Annotated in this window: 21 protein-coding genes, 1 other RNA gene and 1 other annotated feature; of the genes, 1 reads left to right on the top strand and 21 read right to left on the bottom strand. The window is 37.6% G+C overall.

What is annotated here, in order from left to right:
* Window positions 1-3 precede the first annotated feature (3 nt).
* The 21 genes from atpG to serS all read right to left on the bottom strand — a co-directional run bounded on the left by atpG (window position 4) and on the right by serS (window position 17,928).
* Window positions 4-858, bottom strand: a complete 855-nt coding sequence (gene atpG, locus RWM19_RS01870; protein ID WP_294024642.1) for an ATP synthase F1 subunit gamma — start codon at window positions 856-858, stop codon at window positions 4-6.
* Between the two features lies 1 nt (window position 859).
* Complete coding sequence (gene atpA / locus RWM19_RS01865; RefSeq protein ID WP_313983025.1) at window positions 860-2,386, bottom strand: F0F1 ATP synthase subunit alpha; 1,527 nt, start codon at window positions 2,384-2,386, stop codon at window positions 860-862.
* Entirely contained in the window at window positions 2,383-2,928 is a 546-nt protein-coding gene (locus tag RWM19_RS01860; RefSeq protein ID WP_313983023.1) for a F0F1 ATP synthase subunit delta, read from the bottom strand. The genes atpA and RWM19_RS01860 overlap by 4 nt, the downstream gene beginning before the upstream one ends.
* Window positions 2,918-3,430, bottom strand: coding sequence for an ATP synthase F0 subunit B (locus RWM19_RS01855; RefSeq protein WP_313983021.1), 513 nt, complete (start codon window positions 3,428-3,430; stop codon window positions 2,918-2,920). The genes RWM19_RS01860 and RWM19_RS01855 overlap by 11 nt, the downstream gene beginning before the upstream one ends.
* Window positions 3,431-3,449: 19 nt before the next feature.
* Window positions 3,450-3,674, bottom strand: coding sequence for a F0F1 ATP synthase subunit C (locus tag RWM19_RS01850; RefSeq protein ID WP_294020650.1), 225 nt, complete (start codon window positions 3,672-3,674; stop codon window positions 3,450-3,452).
* A gap of 14 nt (window positions 3,675-3,688) precedes the next feature.
* Window positions 3,689-4,393, bottom strand: a complete 705-nt coding sequence (locus RWM19_RS01845) for a F0F1 ATP synthase subunit A (RefSeq protein WP_294020649.1) — start codon at window positions 4,391-4,393, stop codon at window positions 3,689-3,691.
* 4 nt (window positions 4,394-4,397) lie between these two features.
* On the bottom strand, window positions 4,398-4,736 hold the full coding sequence (locus tag RWM19_RS01840) for an ATP synthase subunit I (protein WP_313983018.1): 339 nt from the start codon (window positions 4,734-4,736) through the stop codon (window positions 4,398-4,400).
* Between the two features lie 69 nt (window positions 4,737-4,805).
* Window positions 4,806-5,699, bottom strand: coding sequence for a ParB/RepB/Spo0J family partition protein (locus tag RWM19_RS01835; RefSeq protein ID WP_313983016.1), 894 nt, complete (start codon window positions 5,697-5,699; stop codon window positions 4,806-4,808).
* Window positions 5,700-5,702: 3 nt separating this feature from the next.
* The gene (locus tag RWM19_RS01830; RefSeq protein WP_294020645.1) at window positions 5,703-6,482 is read right to left on the bottom strand and encodes a ParA family protein; all 780 of its coding nucleotides are present in this window, start codon (window positions 6,480-6,482) and stop codon (window positions 5,703-5,705) included.
* A gap of 12 nt (window positions 6,483-6,494) precedes the next feature.
* Window positions 6,495-7,304, bottom strand: coding sequence for a nucleoid occlusion protein (gene noc, locus RWM19_RS01825; protein WP_313983013.1), 810 nt, complete (start codon window positions 7,302-7,304; stop codon window positions 6,495-6,497).
* A gap of 11 nt (window positions 7,305-7,315) precedes the next feature.
* Window positions 7,316-8,014: a 16S rRNA (guanine(527)-N(7))-methyltransferase RsmG gene (gene rsmG, locus RWM19_RS01820; RefSeq protein WP_313983011.1), complete on the bottom strand. Its 699-nt coding sequence runs from the start codon at window positions 8,012-8,014 to the stop codon at window positions 7,316-7,318.
* A 164-nt stretch (window positions 8,015-8,178) separates the two neighbouring features.
* Window positions 8,179-8,814 (bottom strand): hypothetical protein, encoded by a 636-nt coding sequence (locus RWM19_RS01815; RefSeq protein WP_313983009.1) that lies wholly within the window; start codon window positions 8,812-8,814, stop codon window positions 8,179-8,181.
* A 3-nt stretch (window positions 8,815-8,817) separates the two neighbouring features.
* On the bottom strand, window positions 8,818-10,692 hold the full coding sequence (gene mnmG, locus RWM19_RS01810; protein WP_313983007.1) for a tRNA uridine-5-carboxymethylaminomethyl(34) synthesis enzyme MnmG: 1,875 nt from the start codon (window positions 10,690-10,692) through the stop codon (window positions 8,818-8,820).
* Window positions 10,685-11,581: a hypothetical protein gene (locus RWM19_RS01805; protein WP_313983005.1), complete on the bottom strand. Its 897-nt coding sequence runs from the start codon at window positions 11,579-11,581 to the stop codon at window positions 10,685-10,687. The genes mnmG and RWM19_RS01805 overlap by 8 nt, the downstream gene beginning before the upstream one ends.
* Before the next feature lie 24 nt (window positions 11,582-11,605).
* The gene (locus RWM19_RS01800) at window positions 11,606-13,273 is read right to left on the bottom strand and encodes a formate--tetrahydrofolate ligase (protein WP_313983003.1); all 1,668 of its coding nucleotides are present in this window, start codon (window positions 13,271-13,273) and stop codon (window positions 11,606-11,608) included.
* A gap of 15 nt (window positions 13,274-13,288) precedes the next feature.
* Window positions 13,289-13,885 (bottom strand): recombination mediator RecR, encoded by a 597-nt coding sequence (gene recR, locus RWM19_RS01795; RefSeq protein WP_294020637.1) that lies wholly within the window; start codon window positions 13,883-13,885, stop codon window positions 13,289-13,291.
* A 3-nt stretch (window positions 13,886-13,888) separates the two neighbouring features.
* Window positions 13,889-14,194, bottom strand: coding sequence for a YbaB/EbfC family nucleoid-associated protein (locus tag RWM19_RS01790; RefSeq protein WP_294024622.1), 306 nt, complete (start codon window positions 14,192-14,194; stop codon window positions 13,889-13,891).
* A gap of 3 nt (window positions 14,195-14,197) precedes the next feature.
* Window positions 14,198-15,916 (bottom strand): DNA polymerase III subunit gamma/tau, encoded by a 1,719-nt coding sequence (gene dnaX, locus RWM19_RS01785; RefSeq protein WP_313983000.1) that lies wholly within the window; start codon window positions 15,914-15,916, stop codon window positions 14,198-14,200.
* Window positions 15,917-15,972: 56 nt separating this feature from the next.
* On the bottom strand, window positions 15,973-16,437 hold the full coding sequence (locus tag RWM19_RS01780) for a nucleoside deaminase (protein WP_399553430.1): 465 nt from the start codon (window positions 16,435-16,437) through the stop codon (window positions 15,973-15,975).
* An 18-nt stretch (window positions 16,438-16,455) separates the two neighbouring features.
* Window positions 16,456-16,553: signal recognition particle sRNA small type (gene ffs / locus RWM19_RS01775), an RNA gene on the bottom strand.
* Between the two features lie 73 nt (window positions 16,554-16,626).
* Window positions 16,627-17,928 carry a serine--tRNA ligase gene (gene serS, locus RWM19_RS01770; protein ID WP_294020632.1) on the bottom strand — a complete coding sequence of 434 codons (1,302 nt, stop codon included), beginning with the start codon at window positions 17,926-17,928 and terminating at the stop codon, window positions 16,627-16,629.
* A 38-nt stretch (window positions 17,929-17,966) separates the two neighbouring features.
* Window positions 17,967-18,171, bottom strand: a binding site (T-box leader).
* A gap of 104 nt (window positions 18,172-18,275) precedes the next feature.
* On the opposite strand from serS, the gene RWM19_RS01765 reads away from it, so the two are divergent.
* On the top strand, window positions 18,276-18,710 hold the full coding sequence (locus tag RWM19_RS01765; RefSeq protein ID WP_313982996.1) for a hypothetical protein: 435 nt from the start codon (window positions 18,276-18,278) through the stop codon (window positions 18,708-18,710).
* Window positions 18,711-18,716: the final 6 nt, after the last annotated feature.

The following is an 18,716-nucleotide window of genomic DNA, read 5'->3' as shown; positions in this document are numbered from 1 at the left end:
TTTCTATACGGCACTTGAGCCACCAACAATTTCCGTTATTTCCTGGGTAATTGCGGCTTGTCTTGCCTTATTGTATTCGAGTTTGAGCGTTGTGCTTAACTCATCTGCGTTATCTGAAGCTGCCTTCATCGCTACACGACGGCTTCCTTGTTCTGCGGTTGTGGATTCCATCCAATCTGAATACGTTACATCAGTAATCATCATTGGAATCAAGCTATCCAATATAGAAGATGGATCCGGTTCGAATAGTGTTTCTTGATGTTCTCCTGTTTTTTCTTTCTTTTTATCTGGATTGATGGTACATGGTAGTAACACATCCAACTCTGGTGTAAATGTCATTGTATTTACAAATCTTGTATATAAGATTTGTACCTTACCAACTTCACCTGCCTGATAGCGTGCTACACCATCCTCAACACATTTCTTTAAATCCGCAAATGAGATTTTATCTGATGAGATTTGTTCTTCGTTAACGATATTAAATCCTGCTTCTTTTAGCTGGTGATGGATTGCAGTTCCAACTAAGAATACTGGGTCAGTAGGGTCCAATGTTTCTCTTGTTAACTTAAAGACATTCTGGTTGTATCCACCACATAGGCCTAAATCTGAACAGAAGATAATCGTCATTGTATGTGGGTTATGATTATGCACTAGATACTTACTTTCAACGTCTTGGTTGTTTGCGACAATATCATTGACCGTATCTTGTAAACGTTGTGCATATTCACGGTTGGCTTCCATCTTTTTTCTTTGTTTTAGAAGCTTTGCGTTGGCAATCATCTCCATCGCTTTTGTAATCTTTTTGGTGGAGTTGACAGACTTAATTCTGCTACGCAAAGCCTGTCTAGATTGTGCCATCTTAGTTTACCCCTTTAACAAGTACGTATTGTTCGATTACTTTATCCATCACTTCCGTAATCTTAGAACGTAGTTCATCATTGATGACTGCTTCTGTTTCAATTCGATCGCATACGTCTTTTGCGTTTTCTTTGAAGTATCTGTGGATACTCTTCTCAAAGCTTGCGATATCTTCGATTTCAACACGGTCCAAATAACCGTTCTTCGCAGCGAACAAGGATAATACTTGTTCTGTCATAGATAATGGTTGATATTGTCCTTGCTTGAGCAGTTCAGTTAATTTAGCACCATGGCTTAAGATCTTCTTTGTGACTGGATCAAGGTCGGAACCAAATTGTGAGAATGACAACATTTCATGGTATTGTGCTAAGTCTAACTTCAAGGTTGAAGATACACTCTTCATCGCCTTTGTCTGTGCATTAGAACCTACACGGGATACAGATAGACCAGAGTCTACGGCTGGTCGTACACCAGCTGCGAATAAGTCGGTCTGTAAGAAAATCTGTCCATCTGTAATCGAAATAACGTTAGTTGGGATATATGCTGAGATATCACCAGCTTGTGTTTCGATGATTGGAAGTGCTGTAAGTGATCCTCCACCTAAGGCATCCGATAACTTCGCAGCTCTTTCAAGTAATCTACTATGTAAGTAGAATACATCACCTGGATACGCTTCACGTCCTGGTGGTCTTCTTAATAATAGGGACATTGTACGGTACGCAACTGCGTGTTTTGACAAGTCATCGTACACAATTAATACATCCTTACCCTGTTCCATCCATTCTTCACCAATTGCACAACCTGCATATGGCGCAATGTACTGTAATGGAGCACTTGCCGAAGCTCCAGCGTTAACGATTGTTGTGTATGACATCGCATCACTTTCACGTAACTTCTGTACTAAACGAGCAACTGTACTTTCCTTTTGTCCGATAGCGACATAAATACAGTTTACATTCTTTCCTTTTTGGTTGATGATTGCGTCGATTGCGATTGCGGTCTTACCAGTTTCACGGTCACCGATAATTAATTCACGCTGACCCTTACCAATTGGAATCATAGAGTCGATTACCTTTAAACCAGTCATTAATGGCTGGTATACAGATTTTCTCGTCATGACTCCTGGCGCAACTCTTTCAATTGGACGTGACTTATTACTTACGATAGGTTCACCACCATCAACTGCTTCACCAAGCGCATTTACAACTCTTCCAAGTAATGCATCGCCGACTGGTACTTCAACGATTCTACCAGTACGCTTTACTTCATCGCCTTCGCGAATCAAAGTATCGTGACCGAGTAATACGGCACCGATATGGTCTTCTTCTAAGTTCAGTACCATTCCCATAACGCCATGTGGGAATTCTAAAAGTTCTGAGGACATTGCTTTATCGATGCCCTGGACCATGGCAATTCCATCGCCGACGCTAATAACGTAGCCGACATCATCGGACTGAATCTTTTGTTCATAGTTTTTAATTTGATCTTTGATCAAAGAACTGATTTCTTCTGGTCTGATTTGACTCATGCCTGTCCTCCTTTCAATATCGCATTCTTCATGCGTTCAATTTTTGTTTTTGTTGTGATATCTGTAACATTGTTGCCGACGGTCACTTTAATACCTGCGATAATTTGTGGATCGATATGGTTTTCAATTGTAACTGTCTTCTTTGTCTTTTGAATCAGAGCTTCTTGAATTCTATTTAAGTCTTCTTGACTTAATTTACGTGCGGAATGAACCACCGCTTTTACGATACCTAGTTCCTCATTTGCGAGTACTTCAAACTTGCGTAGAATTTCATCAATATATGTAACTCTTCCACGATCAACAAGTAATTTTAGTAGATTTAAAATATCCTGATCAACAACTTTACCAAATACATTTGTTATAAAGTTCTTCTTTTCTTCTTTTGTTATTTTTACTGCGCGTAAGAATAGTTCAACTTCATTGTTTTCTTTTAAGATTTTTAACAATGATTCACATTGTGCTTTCTTCTCGCGAACTGTGTTATTTTCAGTTGCTAGCTCGAACAGTCCTTGTCCATAGCGTTCAGCTATCTCATTCACCATCGCCAACCGCTTCCTTTACGAACGCATCAATTGCTTGACGGTCAACTTTTTCGCCTTCGTGTTCGCCAATCAACTTACCAGCTGCACTGAATGCGACATCGACCATTTCCTTCTTCATGGATGCGTACATCTCTCTGCGTTCTGCTTCGATCTGTTCTTGTGCACGCTGTTTTACAGCCGCAGCTTCTTTATCAGCTTGGGCAAGGATTTGTTTCTTTTCTTGCTTTGCTTGCTGAATTGCAGCACTTACGATTTCTTCTGATTTTGTAGATGCAGTATTCAACTGCTCTAATGCAACCTTACGATCTGCCAAGGCTTCTTCTTTTGCCTTTTGACTTAACGCAAGTTCTTCTTGCATCTTTTCTGCTCTAGCATTTAAGAAGCTCTTTACTGATGCCCATAGAAAATACTTTGCAATCAGAAATAAAACAAGTGTACTACAAAGTTGAGTCAGCACTGTCAAACCATTTGGAAATAACTGTTCTACAATATTGACTTCCATAGTTACCTGAAAGCCTCAATTAGTATACGAAAATAAGAAGAATAGAAACTAACAAACCGTAAATAGCACATGTTTCAGATAACGCAATACCCAAAATCATTGTGGAACGAATCTTTGATTCTGCTTCTGGATTCTTACCGATAGCGTCACATGCGTGAGCGGCTACTGTACCTTCACCTAAACCTGTCATGAATCCTGTAAATACTGCGATACCTGCACCAATTGCGATTAAACCCTTTTCCATAATTTTTTCTCCTTTTAATCTTTTTCTTCTTCAGGAATATCGTTTCCTAAAAGTACGATTGTCAAAGTGACAAATACCAATGTTTGAATAAACCCTGCAAATAAATCAAAATACATATGTAATATTGGGGTGATAATTGGAGCCATGAAATTAAATACTGTTCCTTGGATACCAACTAATCCTGCGATTGCATTTGATAGATTTGCTGTCCCCATATATACCAGGGACATCATAATAGAACCACAAGTGATATTACCGAATAAACGTAATGCCATGGATAACATCGTTGAGAACTTACCGATGATATTCATTGGCAACATCGGTGCTATTGGTTCTAAGAATGCATGCATGTAAGCTTTAAAGCCACCATATTTTAGTTCTGCAACCTGAATCATTAACCAAGTTAGAAATGATAATGTAATCGTTACGCTAAAATTAGCTGTCGGTGAACTTAGTCCAAATAGCGAAATTGTATTACTGATAAAGATATATACCCATAACGTTAAGATATACGGTGTCAATTTATCCGCTACTTTCTTACCTACATTTGTTCGTACCGTTTTATATACAGTTTCCGTTACTAATAAAATCGGTACGACGATACCTTTTGGTTTTTCTAATGGATCTGCCTTATTAATTTTCTTTGACAATAATATCATCGCGATTGCTAGGACGATTGTAATCAATATGATTACATATACGTCCGATTGTATTGTCATGTCTTCACCGTCCTCTCTCTATGACTGCCACATGAAATATAATTGCTAATTTAATTGTTGAAAGACCAATCGCGCATGTTAGAACATTGAGATATTGTGGAAAGACGGCACTGATGACTAATACTGCAGCCATCAATGCATAATTGATAGCGAAGTTGAAGTAGCTTCCAGATGAGGATTGCATACTTAATACTCGCTTTGCGAAAATCTCTGTTCTTTTATAAATAATAAATGCGGCAAATGATCCTAACAACCAACCTGTCGTCCATTGCCAGTGGAACGGCAAGAAAACAAAACTAATCAGAACGAATGCATAGTATATTTTCCAAGTATGATTTGTCATTTATTACTTCCAGTTACTTGCATTATATTCTTTTTTAAATATGTGTGAAAAAGTATTTTTTCACAATAGTTAGCCTTCATCTAAGCAATTCAATATTTCTAAGATACGGTTTAAATCTGCTGTATCTGTATATTGAATTGTAAGTTTTTTGTTCTGAATTGTTACTTTCGTGCCAAGCTTCACAGAAATCTGATGTTCTAAATCGTGAATGATTGGATCGCGTTTCTTTTCTGGTTTTGTTTTGTTTGGTTTTACTTCTTCTGCATTAATATCTCTAACATAGGCTTCTACTTCACGAACTGACATCTTTTCCTTCAAGATTTTCTCAGCCGCATCAAGCATTTCCGTCTCATCTTTTAATCCAAGTAATGGACGTACATGTCCCATTGCGAGTCTTTTATCTACGACTAATTTTTGGACCTCAGATGGAAGTTTTAAGAGTCGCATGATATTTGCACAATATTCACGAGATTTACCAACTCTCTCTGCCAGTTTTTCTTGTGTATAGCCTAATTTCTTCACAAGTGAATCATAGGCTGCAGCTTCTTCAATTGCGTTTAAGTCTTCACGTTGTACGTTTTCTAAGATGGCAATTTCCATCATTTGTTCTTCTGTAAATTCTACAGAAATTGCAGGCACGACTTTAAGCCCGGCAATCTTCGCTGCACGTAAACGTCTTTCACCAGTAATTAAGTCATAACCACTGACACTCTTACGTACGAGTAATGGTGTAAAGATTCCATGTGTTCGAATAGAATCTGCTAATTCATTTAACGCAGTTTGATCAAATTCTTTTCTTGGCTGATAAGGATTTGGTCTGATTTCTTCAATTGCAATTTCTACTTCTCTTCTGCCTGGTACTTCCTTCGCGCTACTTTGAATGTCATCAAGGAACTGTTCAACATTTGATCCGAAGATAGAATCTAAACCACGTCCTAAGCCTTTTTGTTTTTTCTCTGCCATTTACTATCGTTTGATCCTTTCGTTTTGTGTAACTACTTCTTTTACAAGTTGTGCGTAAGCGCGCGCACCTTCCGAACGGGTATCATACTCAAAAATTGATTGTTCACGAGATGGAGCTTCTGATAAGCGTACATTTCGTGGGATGAAACAGTGGTAAACCTTTTCCTTAAAGTATTTACGTACTTCCTGTTGTACTTCTACAGATAACTTTGTACGTACATCAAACATTGTTAGAAGTACACCTTCGATAGATAATCGTGGATTCCATAATTTCTGAACCAAACGAATCGTACTTAATAACTGTGTTAATCCTTCTAGCGCAAAGTATTCACACTGTACCGGAATCATTACAGAGTCTGCTGCTGTTAATGCGTTTGTATTCAATAGACCTAGTGCTGGTGGACAATCAATAATGATGTAATCATATTGATTTCTTACCGCTTCTAGTTTTCTCTTTAATAGTTGTTCACGACCTGTTTCGTATTGAGCCATATCGACATCTGCACCAGATAAGTCGATGGTTGATGGTAGTACATCTAATGGTGGCATCTGTAGCGTAACTTTTACATCATCCACGTTTTCATCTCTCATCAAGATATCGTATACCGTCTTATCAAAGCCTACTTTGTGTGCACCGATACCATGGGTCGCATTTCCCTGTGGATCGAAGTCTACTAAGAGTACTTTTTTACCGATATATGATAAGCCAGATGCCAGATTCATGGATGTTGTTGTTTTCCCTACACCACCCTTTTGGTTTGCGATTGCGATGATCTTTCCCATAATACTTCTCCCCTATGAATTCTTTGGGAAACGGATGATCATGCATACTTCTTCTGGTCTATCTTCCGTTTCTACTTTTGCTTGAATACCCATTTTATTAATCAATTTAATACTCTGATTAATTGTATTTACCGCAATCTGTGTACTCCGAGAGAAACCCTTTGTCTTTTGATGTTTATGTTTCTTCTTTGGAATATCATCAAGACTTGCGATATAGTCTTCTGTTTGTCTTACATTAAATTCAGCTGCGACGATATGATGGAACACTTCTTTTTGTCTATCACTAGGTACTGTTAATAATGCACGTGCGTGACGTTCTGTAATTTTTGTTTCCATGACCGCATCCTGAATCTCAATTGGTAAATTTAATAAGCGAATCTTATTGGCTACTGCGGATTGTGACTTACCCACTTTTTGTGCTACCTGTTCTTGGGTCAAGCCAGATTGACGCATAATTTGTAAGTAGCTTTTCGCCTCTTCGATTGCGGTTAGATTTTCACGTTGGATATTTTCAACCAGTGCCATCTGTGCTGCTTGGTTTTCATTTGGTGACATGATATAACATGGCACTTCTTTAAAACCAATCATCTTACATGCGCGGAATCTTCTCTCTCCCGTAATAATTTCGTATATATCATCAATCTTTCGAACAGTAATCGGTTGAATTAATCCGTTCTCTTTTATTGAGAGTGCTAATTCACGTAAAGCTTCTTCATCAAACACCAATCTTGGTTGATATCTTGATGGGACAATTTTCTCCGTTGGGATATCTACGATGCGATTGGTATCTTTTCGATCGAATATACTTAAAATGCTTGGCATATAACCCTCCCTTATAAAGGCTTCTTTTTTATTTGCCCGTAATTGCGTGGATATTGTTGCGGCGTGTGACTTATTTTGCGGTAATATAAGTTCACTCGCATATCTCCTGTATATAAAGATGTATCCTGTGTTTCTTCTAGCTCTACGCCAAGCACCTTGGTCGCATGTGCTGCTTCTTTAGCTTCCTCATTCCCCTGCATGCCTTTCATCGCCAGGAATAATCCATTCACTTTAACAAGTGGAATGCATAATTCAGATAAGACACGTAAGTTTGCGACTGCTCTAGCAGTTACCACATCGTACTGTTCGCGGTCTGTTTTAACCTGTTCTTCTGCACGTGTGTTATAAACATGGATGTTTTCTAAATGCAGTTGATGAATTACTTCTTCTAAAAATGTGCACCGTTTTCCTGTTGGTTCAATAAGTGCCACATCTAATTCTGGTTTGACGATTTTCCAAACCAGCCCTGGAAACCCAGCTCCAGTTCCAACATCTGCTACATTTCCAAATATCTTAGCTTTTCCTAATGGCAAGATGGAATCGTAGAAATGTTTCTCTAATATTTCACCATGTTCTGTGATGGCCGTAAGATTCATTTTTTCATTCCACTCAGCCAAAAGTTGGGCGTATTGTTCAAGCTGTTTAACTTGTATTTCTGACAGCGAAATTTGTAGCTCTGCTGCTTTTTCTATCAGTTCTTGTATTGTCATAGTCTCTGTGTGACCTATTCTATCACCATCACGTTCCCTGTGAAAGATGAAAATATGTTGATAACTTTTTTCTCCACAATTGTGGAGAGTTGATTTATCCACAATTTAAATAAATATGTTTTAATTTGTGGATAAAATAGTTTTCCACAAATTATAAATAAGCCTTATTTTACGTCGTTATTTACAATAAATGAAGCGTTAGGTAATGTCTCTACCCAGTCACAGAATGCACGCCATTCTGGTAGGCGATGTGTCTTACGCTGTGCGTAAATTGTCTTTAACTGACGGTAGTTTGTTGTCATACGTGCAGTGATTCTAAAACCTGCTGGATTGGAGTAAAGAATCTCAAGGTACTTTACTTTTGCTTCTTCATTTAACTCAGTTACATCTTCTCCAGCTAATTTCTTATCAGAAATCTTCTGTGTTAATTCGTTGTAGGAATTTACTTTTTCTTTCATGATTTCGATAATGCGTGGATCTGTATAGGAGATATACACCTCATCTAAATTAAACTTTGTGATGCGGTGCATTGTGGATTGTGAACTGATAAAGTCTAGGAAATGATAGCGTTCCGCTTCTACCCATGCCTTGTTTGTAAATGTAAGGTCGAACTGTACGATAATTCCATTTAAGAAGTTATCATGGCCACTTCCCGGCTTCGCATTCGCAAGTGCATGTGTACGCGGAACGATTGTTCCGTCTACTTTTGTTAAATCAACAGCCATTGGATATTTTGAACCCATAACTGCAGATTCCATTCCATAGACATTTACATTTGATACTACGTCTGTGTATTTCATTTCTTATCTTCCTTTTCCTTGTTTGATTGCTATCGCAAGTACTGCAATATCAGCCGGATTTACACCTGATATTCTGGATGCTTGTCCCATCGTAGCCGGTTTATATTTTGTGAGTTTCTGTCTACCTTCAATTGATAGATTATCAACTTCATCATAATTGAAATCGACTCCTAGCTTGATACCATCCATCTCTTTTAACTTATTGGCTTCTCGTTTTGCTTTATCGATATAGCCTGCATATTTTAGTTCGATATCACACTGGTTAGCGATTTCTTCATCAACTTCTTCTCCGATTGTAGCGAGAAGTTCTTTTGTTGTAACGTTTGGTCGTTTAACCAAGTCAATGCCATTAATACCAATATGTGCATCACTTTCATAACCTAGTGATGTGAGGTATGCATGTACTTTTTCTTCATCTTGTACGAATGTAGTTTCAGATAGATGTTGTTCTAACTTCTCGATATTTTCCATCTTTGCTAGATATGCATCATATCTTTCTTGACTAACCAGTCCAATTTGACGACCATATTCAATCAGTCGTTGGTCAGCATTATCATGTCTCAGCAACAATCTAAACTCTGCACGTGATGTTAATAAACGATATGGCTCTAATGTACCTTTGGTTGTTAGATCATCAACTAAGACACCAATATATGCTTCGTTTCTTGCTAGAATAAGTGGCTCTTTTCCATCGAGTTTCATACATGCATTAATACCTGCAAGTAAACCTTGTCCGGCAGCTTCTTCATATCCTGATGTTCCGTTAACTTGACCTGCTGTAAATAAATTTTCGATAATCTTCGATTCAAAACTTGGCTTCATTTGAATTGGATCAATTGCATCGTATTCAATAGCGTACGCATATTTCTTAATGATTGCATTTTCAAAACCAGGTAGTGAATGTACCATCTTTTCTTGTATATCTCTTGGAAGAGATGTAGAGAATCCCTGTAGGTAGATAGTATCTAACTCAAGTGATTCTGGTTCTAAGAATAATAGATGTCTTGGCTTATCTTTAAAACGCACAAGTTTATCTTCAATCGATGGACAATAACGAGGTCCAACTCCCTTTACAACACCAGAGTACATACTGGATTTATTAAGATTACCTAAAATATATTCATGTGTTTCTGGGGTTGTATATGTCATATGGCAACACACTTGATTGTCATATGGTAATACATCTTCTCTTGTGGTTAATTCTGAGAAATGTAAGAAACCTTCTGTCCCTGGTTCTAGCTTGGTTTTACTAAAATCAATTGATGAGCGTAGGATTCTTGGCGGTGTTCCTGTTTTTAAACGGAAGGTTCTCAAACCTAACTCTCGCAAAGACTCTGATAAGTCTCCAGTTGTAGGTTCAAGATCCGGGCCACCTGGTGTAACTTCTGATGAAATCATATTTACACCTGCCATATATGTGCCTGTTGTTACTATTACAATCTTGGCATTTAAGATTGTGCCATCTTTTAACGTAACACCTGTTACTTTGTTGTTGGTTACGTTTAGTTTAGTTGCCATACCTTCAATGATGGTTAGGTTTTCTTGATGTAAACAGATATTTTGCATCATACGCTTGTATGCAAGTTTATCTGATTGTACACGTAGTGCACGTACACCTGGACCCTTTGCGCCATTTAGCATCTTGAATTGCAGTGCTGTCTTATCCGCAGTGATAGCCATTTGACCACCTAGTGCGTCAATTTCTCGTACGACAATCCCTTTTGCAGGTCCACCTACTGATGGGTTACATGGCATCTTACCAATATTTTCTATCTTCAACGTGAGAAGACATGTGTTCTTTTTTAATCGTGCAGAGGCTAGGGCAGCTTCAATCCCTGCATGGCCACCACCGATAACAATAATATCAAAATCACTCATTGTTTATTTCTTCCACCATTTCCTTTAATTCGTCAGGTATATTTGGGGAAAGTATTTCAAATCTGATTTTGCCTTCCAAACCCTGATGCTTGGCCAACAAACGATACATCGTTAGCCGTCCTATATATTCGCGAATCTTTTGAGGCTGTTCTTTGACTTGTGATACGAAAGGAATCGCAATTTGTATTTCATTACCATTCATGCGAATACACTCTCTATTACTACCACGAATTAGCTCCCAACCAGATTCTTTTGCTTTTTGTTTTGCGTACCGTTCTATCGTACGTTGTTGTCTTTCATTTCCACTATCTTGTCCAATCTCTTGAGAGATGACTGCTAGGTAATGTTTTGTGGCATCTTCTTTAAAGATTTCTTCTGGGGTGATATTTGGATTTGCACTCCAGAGGTCGATACCATGTTTTTGTGCTTGTTGTAGAATCTTGGCTGTTATCTTTGGACTATCTTTATCTAGATAACAATAACTTTCAAGATTGTTTTGTATCGAGATACCAACATCATCTGGATAGACTGGAGATAAGAAGAATACAACGTTTGTTAAATACAAACAGTTCATCTGTGGAGGTATATTTCCACGAGATGCTTTTTCTATCGCTGCATAGAGCCCATCCTGTGTTTCATATCCAGTAGAATCTCCATAGCGATTCCACATCTGTTTCAAAGAAAGGTTAATCTCAGAATCATAATGTGCGTAGCCTATCAAAGCTTTCTTACGCCCATGATTTGGTCTTGCAAAAAAGAATAATAAATCTCCTTTGTGGAAATCTGTAAACTTCTTATTGGATAATCTCCAAAATAGTATCGATTGATTTCGACATAAGCGATGATATGCAAGCATCTTTTCATCTGTTACATATGCAATAGACCCCATTACGATTCCTCCTTTCTATATTAATTAGAATAAGCCGTAGGTTTCTCCATTTTCATCAACACCCATATTGACTGCTGCAGGCATCTTTGGAAGTCCCGGCATTGTGAGTACATTGCCAGTGTAAACAACCACAAATCCCGCACCAGCAGATATCGAAATATCTGTAATATGTGTCACAAAGTTTTCTGGTCTTCCTTTAAGGGCAGGATCATCACTCAGCGATAATGGCGTCTTTGCCATACATACCGGTAACTTATCCCATCCATGTTTGATAAAGTCCTGTATCTTTGTTTTGGTTAGTTTGCTAAATTCTACAAGTGTTGAACCATAAACTATTTCACAAATCTTTGTGATTTTTGTTTCAATGGAATCTTCCACATCATAGATTGGTTGATACTTGCCTGCATGGTCTGTAATCTCTACAACCTTATTTGCAAGATCTAGCATACCATCTCCACCTTTTGCCCATCCATCTGCTTCCGCAACCGGATAGTTATTTTCATGACACCACGCAAGTAACGCATCTACTTCTTCTTTACTATCTTTTGCGAACTTGTTGATAGCGACAACAAATGGAAGTTTGAAGCTTTGAATTGTTTCAATGTGTTTTTGCAGGTTCTTCGCGCCTGCAAGCATAGCTTCGATATTTGGTTGATCAAGATTATCTTGTTCAACACCTCCGTGCATCTTAAGAGCGCGAATTGTTGCGACTACTACAACCGCTGAAGGCTCTAGTTCTGCTAATTGACATTTAATATCTAAGAACTTTTCAGCTCCTAAATCTGCACCAAACCCTGCTTCAGTTACTACATAATCAGCCAATTTAAGAGCCATCTTAGTAGCAATAACTGAGTTACATCCATGCGCAATGTTTGCGAATGGTCCACCATGTATGAATGCTGGAGTATGTTCCAAAGTTTGTACTAAGTTTGGATTAATCGCTTCCTTCATCACGACTGTAGCAGCACCAGCAGCTTGAATATCATTCACAGTTACTGGTTGATCATCGTATGTATACGCAACAACTGCTTTTCCAATTCTCTTTTCAAAATCCTGTAAATCTTTTGAAAGACATAAGATGGCCATTACTTCAGAAGCTACTGTAATCACAAAATGGTCTTCTCTTTCAACACCATTCGATTTCTTCTTCTGTGCAATTGTAATGTCACGTAGTGTACGATCATTCATATCTAAGCAACGTTTCCAAGTAACTCTTGTCGGGTCGATATTAAGCGGATTTCCTTGGAAGATTGAATTATCTAAGATAGCTGCAATTAAGTTATTGGCTGTTGTGATTGCATGCATGTCACCTGTAAAGTGCAGGTTGATAGATTCCATTGGAACTACCTGTGCATATCCTCCACCAGTTGCGCCACCCTTTAAGCCAAAGACTGGTCCTAATGATGGTTCGCGTAAACATGCCATCACATTCTTGCCAACCTTAGATAATCCATCCGCTAACCCAATCGTCGTTGTGGACTTTCCTTCACCTGCTTTTGTTGGGTTGATTGCAGTTACCAATACCAGTTTTCCATCTGGTTTATCTCTTAGTGTTTCCATGAGTTTAATGTTTACTTTGGCTTTTTCTTTGCCATACATTTCCAAGTACTCTTCTGGGATTCCTGCTTTATGCGCAATTTTATCAATTGGCTCCAGGACAGCTGCTTGTGCAATCTTTAAATCTGTGTTCATAGAAACACCTCTTTTCTATTTCATCTTGCGACGGTCTGCTAATGCGTGTGCAAGTGTCATTTCATCTGCGTAGTCGAGCATTCCACCTGACGGAAGTCCGTGTGCAATTCGAGTCACTAACACATGTGGGTAGCGTGATGTAATCAGTTTATCTAAATACATCGCGGTCGTTTCCCCATCAATTGTAATGTTCGTTCCTAAAATCACTTCCTCCGCTTCAGGAAGTCTTGCAAGTAATGAGTCAATATTTAAGTCATTTGGCATGATTCCCTTACTTGAAGAAATCAAACCATTTAATACGTGATATGTGCCACGATATTCTGCTGTTTTTTCCATTGCAATAACATCTTTAGGAGACTGTACTACGAAAATCTGCTTCTGATTACGACTATCATCGCGACAGATTTCACATTCATCCTTCTCCGAAAGATTTCCACATATTCTACAATGTGTTATTTTTTCATGAACGTTATTAATTGCTTGCGCAAATTCTTTAGCTTCTTGTAAATTCATTTCCATGATAGAAAATGCATATCTTTCCGCTGTTTTTTCACCAACACCAGGCAAGAATTTCAATCGCTCAATCAGTTCGGTTAAACTTTTTGGATACATTCTTTACATCCCTGGAAGTTTTAATCCACTTGTGGCTGAACCAAGTTTATTTTCTCTATCTTGGAACGCCTTATCTACTGCTTCATTAACTGCGATAAGAATTAAATCTTGTAACATTTCTTTGTTGTCTACTGACATGAGATCATCTGCGATTTCTACAGATTGAACTTCATTTCTTCCATTTACAACAACCTTTACGCCATTTCCACCTGCTTTGCCTTCGTATTCAGTGGCGTTTAGTTCTTCTTCGATTTTGCCAAGATTATCTTGCATCTGGCGAGCTTGTTCCATTAATTTCTGAATATCCATTTTTCATTCCTCTATTTCTAAAATTTCTGGGTTAAACATTGCTTTTACTTTATCTTCTGTTGATACTTCTTGTGGTTTTTTAATTGTGTATCGAACAATTGATTTTGGTTGTGGCAAATTACCCGCTTTCTTTAATTCGATAAATTTAAGAGTTGCTTCTTTCATTGCATCATTTGTAGCAATATACAACATCTTATCAATTCCTAATGTTTCTCTTATAAATTGATATAACTCTTGATTCATCATTGGTTCATTCATTCGATTTGCGAGTACTTTGGAGTCTGTAGCTAGTACAATACAATCAAGTCCACTTGCTACTATTCTTGTCTCTTCTAGTAGTGATGTATATTTCTTACTATTCATATCAAACAAGCTATGAATTTTGTTGAACTTCTCATCATCTTCGTATTTAATTGCTTTCTGGCATTGTACAAGAAGTGTCAATATTTCATCGCCTGATAATTCATTAGAACTTATAGAAGACTCTGTCTTTATTGGCTCTAATGGCTTTTGTTCTACTTTAATTTCCTGTGGTTGTTCTACCGTTTTTTCCGGTTCTTTCAGTTTTACTGTAGGAACAACATACTCACTTTCTTTTTGTTGAGATGAAACTTCCACACGCTTTTCAACCACTACTGTTTCTGTGGTAGGTTTAATTGCTAAACCTAAGCAAATTACTTCAAAGCAGCTTGCTGAGGAGGTCGCAATTCTAAACTTATCTTTAGAATCAAACATCTTTTCAATTATATGCGTGCATGTTTTCTGTGATAAGGTTTCCGATAGATTTTCAGCCTGTTCTTTTGAAATTAATTTTAGTAATTTATCTTTCTTCGTAGAATGATAAATTACTATATCCTTTAAAATATCAATCATTCCATCCGTAAACTTTTGGAAGTCGATACCTTGGTGTTCATATTTCTTAATTCTTGTTAAGATATCTTCTAAGTTACCTGCATGAATTGAATGAATTAAATTTATCTTTTCTTCAACAGATGCTAATCCATAGATATGATCTACTTCTTCTGCTGTAATATGATCACTTGTATAGGAAGCACATTGGTCCATAATACTTAGTGCATCACGCATACCACCATCACATAACACTGCAATATTCTCTGCCGCTTCTTCATCTAAATAGATGTTCTCTTTCTTAGCGATATCTAATAGATGATCCTTGATTTGATCTTTACGTAATTTTGTAAAGTCAAAGCGCTGGCATCTCGAAATAATTGTTGGTAATAACTTTTGTGGGTCTGTTGTAGCTAGCACAAAGATTACATTTTCTGGTGGTTCTTCTAATGTCTTCAGTAATGCACTGGATGCGGCGCTGGACAACTGATGAACCTCGTCCACAATATACACCTTATGGTGGCCTTGCATAGGCGCAAGTTTACTGCGATCAATTAAATCGCGGATATCTTCCACGTGAGTTTCATTCGCAGCGTTAATTTCAATAATATCTGGATGCATTCCGTTATTTGCGGCTTTACAGTTATCGCATTCTTCACATGGGGCCTTCTCTGGATGTTCGCAGTTTACTGCTTTTGCAAGAAGTCTTGCCATTGTAGTCTTTCCTGTACCTCTTGGGCCACAGAAAAGATATGCGTGGCCCACTTTATGCTCACGCACTGCATTTTTAATCGATTGAACTATATACTCTTGTCCTACTACTTCTTCGAAGTTTGCAGAACGATATTTTTGATATAACGCTTGCTTTGACATTATTTTTCTCCCAGTATATTCATTATAACAAAATTCCTACATTCACATGTAGGAATTCACTGTATATTGGCTTTATTTTTCTGTTTTTTTATTTCTCGTTTTTTACGGAAATACTTTGTTAGTATTTCACTGCACTCTTTTCGTAGGATATTCCCTACAATATTAGGATAATGATTTAATCGATTTATCTTCTTTAAATCAATCACCGTCTCCAAACAGCCACCCTTTGGATCTTGTGTACCGTAATATACCGTTCTAATACGAGAAAGATTGATAGCTCCTGTACACATCATACATGGCTCTAATGTTACATATAAGTCACAATCATTAAGACACCAGTTACCCTTTATTTCTGCAGCTTTCTGAATTGCCATCATTTCTGCGTGTGCATATGCCTGGTTCAGTTGTTCTTTGAGATTATGTCCACGTGAAATTACTTCTCCATCACATACTATGACACATCCAACAGGCACTTCATCTATTTCTTCTGCTTTTCTAGCTTCTTCTAGAGCTAGTTCCATATATTCTTCGTGTGTTTTCATAAAATAAAAGTGGCACACGCGATACAGGGACATCTATGGCTGCTGCCTTCCGGCCCTGACCAGGTTCAATGTATGTATGCTGTGCCATGTATGATTATAGCAAATTTATCCTACTTGTCCAAGAGTGTATTTTAAAAGGATTGTTTCACGTGAAACAATCCTTGGTTTTTAGAAGCTCTTCTTCTTTGTTGGAGGAACAATCTTTTCCTGTCCACCCATATAAGGTCTAAGTGGTTCTGGAATATTTAGAGATCCATCTTCATTTAAGTTATTTTCAACAAAGGCAATTAACATACGTGGTGGAGCTACTACTGTGTTATTTAGTGTATGTGCAAAGTAGTTACCCTTTTCACCCTTAATACGAATTCCAAGTCTTCTAGCCTGTGCATCACCTAAATTGGAGCAACTTCCAACTTCAAAGTATTTCTTCTGACGTGGAGACCAAGCTTCAACATCACAACTCTTCACCTTAAGATCTGCCAAATCACCAGAGCAGCATTCCAACGTTCTCACTGGAATATCTAAAGAGCGGAAGAAATCAACACTATTCTGCCATAGCTTATCATACCAATCCTTAGATTCTTCTGGCTTACATACTACAACCATTTCTTGTTTTTCAAATTGGTGTACACGATAGAGACCTCTCTCTTCAATTCCATGTGCACCAACCTCCTTACGGAAACATGGGCTATATGAAGTTAAAGCATATGGTAAATCCTCTTCTTTTAAGATTTGCCCCATAAAGCGACCAATCATTGAATGTTCCGATGTACCGATAAGATATAGATCTTCGCCTTCAATCTTATACATCATATTCTGCATTTCCGCAAAGCTCATAACACCTGTTACAACGCTACTATGAATCATGAATGGAGGAATGAAATATGTAAATCCACGATTAATCATAAAGTCTCTAGCGTAAGATAAGATAGATGAATGCAATCTAGCAATATCTCCTTGTAAATAATAGAAACCATTACCTGATGTTCTTCCTGCACTATCAATATCAATGCCTGCAAGTTTTTCTAGGATATCTGTGTGATATGGAATTTCAAATGATGGAACGACTGGTTCTCCATATTTTTTGATTTCTACATTTTCAGAATCATCTTTTCCAATTGGAACAGAAGGGTCGATGATATTTGGGATTACCATCATTCTATTTTTGATTTCTTCCGCTAGTTTAGCTTCTTTAACTTCTAAACTTTCCAATTCCGCATCCATATCCTTTACGGATTGTTTTGCCTGTTCTGCAGCTTCGATATTCTTATCTCTCATATAGAGACCGATTTGTTTGGAAATCTTATTTCTCTCTCCACGTAGAGTATCTCCACGTGTTTTCGCTGCACGATACTCTGCATCCAAACTTTGTACTTCATCAACAAGTACTAACTTTTCATCTTGGAACTTCTTTTTGATGTTTTCTTTTACTAAATCTGGATTTTCTCTAATTAGATTAATATCTATCATAATTTACCTCTTCCTAAAAATAAAAAAGCATCATCCATCAAAGGGACGATGTCAACGCGGTGCCACCCTTTTTGTTAAATTGTTTCACGTGAAACAATTTAACCACTTCATTAGTGATAACGGGACAACCGGAAAGTATTAGTTTCACTCAAGAGTGGATTCATACATCACAATGATAACTCACATCATCCGTTACCTTTCTGAAAATGCTTTTGTACTACTATTCTCTATCGACGTTTTTACAAAATAATTTAATCATTTTGACATTAATTTGTCAATGTAGCAAAACAGTGATATATTTAAAATGATTAAACAACTCAGTTGTTTTAATAATAAGGAGAATAGGTATGGCAAAAAAGTCGCAGTACAAACAGAAGTTAGAGTATAACAACAACTACAACAGAAACAACTACCGCTCATTCTCAGTCCGCTTTAATAATAAAGTTGAGAAAACAGTTATCGCTTGGCTTGAAGCTAAAGAATCTGTAAAGGGTTACTTATGTGATCTAATTATTGCAGATATGGAAAAGAATGGAAAAAAGACTGCCTCAAAGAAACCAACTAAGAAGGCAACAGTAAAGACTGAAAAGAAACTTGCCAAAAAAACTACTCCGGCTAAGAAAGTCGCAAAACCAGTAGCTAAGAAGACAGTTGCTAAGCCTGCTGCAAAGAAAGTTACTAAGAAGACAGTCGCAAAACCAGTAACTACAAAGAAAACAACAAAGGCACCAGTAACAAAGAAAGCTGCTAAACCAGCTAAGAAGACTACGAAGAAAAAGTAATCTTAC

The sequence above is a fragment of the uncultured Solobacterium sp. genome (assembly GCF_963517755.1).
GTDB lineage: Bacteria > Bacillota_I > Bacilli_A > Erysipelotrichales > Erysipelotrichaceae > Bulleidia.
The sequence above is the reverse complement of the archived record's forward strand: the minus strand, read 5'-3'. Positions and strand labels throughout refer to the sequence as shown.